The organism is Yeosuana sp., assembly GCF_057126245.1.
Genome location: NZ_DBNGMQ010000062.1, coordinates 1 through 3,040, shown reverse-complemented (window position 1 = coordinate 3,040; position 3,040 = coordinate 1). Strand labels below are relative to the sequence as shown.

4 protein-coding genes are annotated in these 3,040 nt (G+C 32.4%); 2 read left to right on the top strand and 2 right to left on the bottom strand.

Features of this window, described 5'->3' with window-relative positions; all coding sequences use genetic code 11:
* Positions 1–181 precede the first annotated feature (181 nt).
* The gene (locus tag AC15TD_RS07435) at positions 182–769 is read right to left on the bottom strand and encodes a hypothetical protein (protein WP_484451506.1); all 588 of its coding nucleotides are present in this window, start codon (positions 767–769) and stop codon (positions 182–184) included.
* Between the two features lie 271 nt (positions 770–1,040).
* Positions 1,041–1,211: a hypothetical protein gene (locus tag AC15TD_RS07430; protein ID WP_484451505.1), complete on the bottom strand. Its 171-nt coding sequence runs from the start codon at positions 1,209–1,211 to the stop codon at positions 1,041–1,043.
* A 481-nt stretch (positions 1,212–1,692) separates the two neighbouring features.
* Here AC15TD_RS07430 and AC15TD_RS07425 point away from each other — a divergent pair, with 481 nt between their 5' ends.
* Both AC15TD_RS07425 and AC15TD_RS07420 read left to right on the top strand, forming a co-directional pair.
* A complete protein-coding gene (locus AC15TD_RS07425; protein WP_484451504.1) occupies positions 1,693–1,833 on the top strand; it encodes a hypothetical protein in 141 nt (46 codons plus the stop codon).
* A gap of 115 nt (positions 1,834–1,948) precedes the next feature.
* Positions 1,949–3,040: nuclear transport factor 2 family protein (locus tag AC15TD_RS07420; protein ID WP_484451503.1), on the top strand; the 1,092-nt coding region annotated here is incomplete at its 3' end.

Genomic DNA, 3,040 nt, shown 5'->3' with positions numbered 1-3,040 from the left:
AGAAATAGTACATATGATTAAGAAAGAACAGTTGATTTCAAATAGAAAATCAGTGTTTAAGTCATTCTTATCATTGGCTGCTTAATCACCTAATTTAAAAGATTATATTTTTTAATTTTAATAGATGAGACAGAACCTATTGGTGGTATAATCATATTTGGAATCAATTAATCAACATTATTTAGAAAGTAATTTCACCTTCACCCTCTAGGTTAAATACAAAATTAACTCTGTCGATAGTTCCATACATTTGAATTGTACCATTTGCTCCTTCAAATCTTCCAGTGCCTCCAAGGATAACATAATCAAAAAAAGATATTTCTGGAGCAGGAACTTCGATAGCACCAATCATTTGTGTAAATATTTCGTCACCATTCGCCGCAGTTAAGAAACCATAAATAGGACCAACAGGTTGTTCGCCATCAAAACAATATTTATTTAAAACATCAAAGTTCCCTAAAAAAGTGGCATTGCCTTTACCAATAATTAATACTTGAATCAATGGAGCACATTCTGTGGATGGAAATACAAAATCAAAAAATCCAGCTGATCTATGAATTTTAATTGTTCTAGTGACAGCTTTCGCATTTGAAGATTTGGAGAATGCGTTATTATATTTGGTAAAAATATCCTTTGTTAAAGGAGTTAAGAGAGCCTTTTCTTGTAAATTAATATTTTCCTCTAAACTACTTTCATCTGAAAGTTTATCATTACTACAACTAAAAACCATAGTAGCAATAAATAAACTCAATAAAATTTGTGTTTTCATAACATATAAAATTTAAATTAAAAAATCGTTAGAGAAAATATAAATTGTTGTTCGGATTGTAAATGAGAAATATCAGTTTAGAAACTTATATTATTGACAAAACACTAAAAATCATTTTTTTTCTACATTCCCTAAAAAATTAGTGCGAGTCAATATAAGCCTATTTCGTGTCTGGCTATTTCGGGGGTATGGGGTCTTTAATCAGACTCTGTGGTCCAATTTAAGCTATTTATGTTGACCTATTAGGGTGTTTTTATGTGGTTAGTTGAGTTTACTTATCCAGACTATGCCCATATTTAAAACTCCTTACTTCTCTAATAACATTATGCTCTGCATCATAAACAACCTCCACAAAGAACTTATCTATTACATAACAGTTAATGCCTACATCTTTCGTAATGTAGTTGTCTAAAAAAGTGTCGTATTGGTTTACGACTTCCATACGTTCGTTTAGTTCTAATCTGTTAAACTCGTATAAGGTTATCGATTCTTTATGAATTTAAACACAGAAGTTTCATTTGAAAAAATGAAAAACCTTAAATGTAATTAATTATCGCCATTAATAAGGAAGCATTTATCATAGTTTATTGATTTTTAAATAATTATATTCCAGAACTAAATTTTTTTTAGATACATAACTCACATTCTGAGTTTAACCATAAATGGTTTTATAAAAAAAATTAAAAAAATACCTGAAGCCCATTTCTTTTTTATTAGCCTTTACAATTTTACTACAAGGATGTACTATTTATAAAAAGTAAAACATATCCTTGGAAGAAGTGGCAACTATGCAAGGAGTCAAAGTCCAAAAGAAAGTCAAAGTTGTGACATTAGACAACGAAACTCAAAAATACAAATATGTCATTGCTGTTAATGATGAATATTTGGAGTTAGAAAGGGGCAGGATGGATTGACAGAAACCCTTGAAACAGCAGAACCTAAAGACCGTTAAGATATTGGACACGGTTGCTACATTAGTAGTTGGGACACCATCATTTATTGGTATTCTCGTTATCACAGTTGGTGTTATTGTTGCTATAGAGGGAGGTATTGGTTATTTTTAATTAGGTTATTTATTAAACTGTCCCCGATTTTTTTGAGTAAATATTTGAGACCATTATTATCAGATTTTGACTTATTCAAGCGTAATTTATGAAAACAATGAAAACAATGAAAACAATGAAAACAAAACAAGTATTAGCAGTGATGATTACATCCCTATTTCTTTTATATGGGTGTTTAAATAATGATTACAGTGTTGAAGGATTAGAATTGGCTTCTATAAGCTCATCTTTATCCAAGAGCGCATCTGAATCCCACGGTTCATCTGAAATTCACCGGGCATATCCAAAAGAAGAAGCAGAGGTCTTAGCAACTTTTGGAGCCATTGCAAAAAATATTACACTCGGAGCAGGACTTGGGGCTGATACCGAATTTATGAACCAACTTATCGGGTTTCATGATTATGTCGGATACACGTTTACCGAATTCAACTACGATTTTAATGGTGTGGGACATTCTTACACTGCTGCGGAAAATGAAGCTAATGAACGTACCCTTTTTGGTACCATGGTAGCCCCAGGAGGAGTACTGAAATTCGCTGCTCTCCCTGAAACTTTGAAAATTGCCGTATATTTTGGGAATGTAGCTAATTTAACCTTTATCTCAGATTTTGAACTGATGATTGGTGGAGAGTTAAATATTGTCAATAATCTAATTACTTTATTATTTGTTAAAACAGATGGTGAATGGAAATTGGTGCACGAACATCATTCTCCTAAAGATTTTTTAGCATCAACAGGGAGTGAAACTGGATCCTATCCTTCTGAACCTGCTGACCTAAGTTCAACAGCACAGCAAGAGGTCTTAGCAACTTTTGGTGCCATTGGAGCAAGTATAATGGCAAATTCCGGAACAGGACCTGACAATATGGATGAACTTATCTCTTTTCATGCCTATGGCCCAAAGTTTACTGAATTCAACTACGATGATGCTACTGGACATTCTTTCAATAGTGAGGACAATGAAGCTAATGAACGTGCATTTTTTGGTAATAACACAGTTACTCAATTTGCAGCTAAAGCTAATACTGTGAATATTGTTGTATATCATGAGAATGTAGCTAATGTAACCTTTATCTCAGATTTTGTAGTGGATATTAAAGACGGACCAGTAGGTTATAAAGTCAATAACCTAATTACGTTGTTATTTGTTAAAATAAAGGGTGAATGGAAATTGGTTCACGAACACCATTCTCCTGAAAATCTACCA